Here is a 1,525-nt window from a genome sequence, read left to right as displayed (position 1 = left end):
GGCAGCAAGGACTGGAAGGTGCTGCGGCCCGGCTGGGAATACCGTCTGCAATGCATGGGCTGCGGCCATATTATGCTGATGCAGCGGGAGCAGTTGCTGAAGCTGGTGAGAAAAGCTGCTTTTCCTGATTTATCTGGCTTGTCCTCACGACAAGAGCATGAATGAACAAAAAGTAAACAAAAGAGAAAGGTTTAAAGGAAAAGGGGAAAAAAGGTCGAATCTTCCATAGTAAGAGGTGAGGGAAGATGAAGTATTTTTTAGGGAAATTAGCACAATTACCGGATCCCAGGCAAACCAAGAAAGTACGTCATAAGATGATGGATATTGTGGCTATCGTGTTAATGGGAACGCTGGGCAGAGCGGATAATTGGGAGGAAATAGAAACCTTTGGGCGATGCCATAAAGCATATTTGAAGAAATACCTGGAGTTGCCTTGCGGAATACCCGGTCATGACACCATGAGAAGAGTGATGGCGATGATTGAACCGAAAGTGATAGAAGGGATAAAGGCGCAATGGGAAGAAATATTGGCGTCAGGCGAAGGAGAGAAACTAAAGCGAATCCTGAATATTGATGGAAAGACATTATGTGGCAGCGGCAACAGCAATGAGCGGGCACTTCATGTGGTATCGGTATGGTCGAAAGAAGATGGCCTGTCGTTAGGACAAAAAGCCATTGGGGCGAAAAGTTATGAAGGCAAGGCGATCGAGGAATTAGTGGAGGAGATTAATTGTAAAGGACAAACCATAACCATTGATGCAATGGGAACGCAAAAGGACATCGCCAAAAAGATTGTAAAGAAAAAGGGGAATTACGTATTAGCGGTAAAAGGAAATCAAGGAACCTTGTTCGAAGAGATCAAGGACTATTTTCAGGATGAAGGATTAAGAGAAGAGATCAAAAAAGGCAAGGGGTATTACCGGACAAAAGAAAAGGCTCGAGGTGGCATAGAGATTCGCGAGTATTACCAGACGGAAGACATTGGGTGGATGAGTAGTAAGACGAAGTGGGCAGGTATAAAAAGCATAGTTATGGCAAAAAGCCGGGTAGAGAAACAGGGTAAGGTGAGTGAGCAGACTCGGTATTACATAAGCAGCTTAGGCTTGGATGTTGAATATATGGCAAAGGCAGTACGAGGTCATTGGGCAATCGAAAGTATGCATTGGCAGTTGGATGTAACCTTTCGGGAGGATGCCAATACCACCTTGGATAAATGGGCCGCCCTCAATCTACATACGATACGAAAATTTGCGATGAGTTTGTTGAGACTTTTAGATTTAGGGAAAAAATATTCCTTAAAAACGAAGAGGTTTGCCATCAGTTGCAACCCAGCCATGGTACTGGAAGGCTTTCTGGATTAAAAAAATTTCTCTCCTCTGCCTTCTCCTTCAGATTCTCATTCATGCTCTTGTCGTGTACCGCCCTTGGCTCGGTGTAAAATAGATGTAGGATAAAAAAATAAACAAGAGGCAGCAAAATGTGGTTTAATAAAGTCGCTAAACCATTAAAACACCAAAGGAGGCTG

The 1,525-nt window shown here is 43.9% G+C and carries 2 protein-coding genes; both read left to right on the top strand.

Annotation, left to right across the window (positions count from 1 at the left end):
* Positions 1-54 precede the first annotated feature (54 nt).
* Positions 55-165 carry a hypothetical protein gene (locus tag NC238_01435; protein ID MCM1564617.1) on the top strand — a complete coding sequence of 37 codons (111 nt, stop codon included), beginning with the start codon at positions 55-57 and terminating at the stop codon, positions 163-165.
* A gap of 80 nt (positions 166-245) precedes the next feature.
* Positions 246-1,361, top strand: coding sequence for an ISAs1 family transposase (locus tag NC238_01430; protein ID MCM1564616.1), 1,116 nt, complete (start codon positions 246-248; stop codon positions 1,359-1,361).
* The last annotated feature ends 164 nt before the right edge of the window (positions 1,362-1,525 follow it).

The organism is Dehalobacter sp., from assembly GCA_023667845.1.
Lineage (GTDB): Bacteria > Bacillota > Desulfitobacteriia > Desulfitobacteriales > Syntrophobotulaceae > Dehalobacter.
The sequence above is the reverse complement of the archived record's forward strand: the minus strand, read 5'-3'. Positions and strand labels throughout refer to the sequence as shown.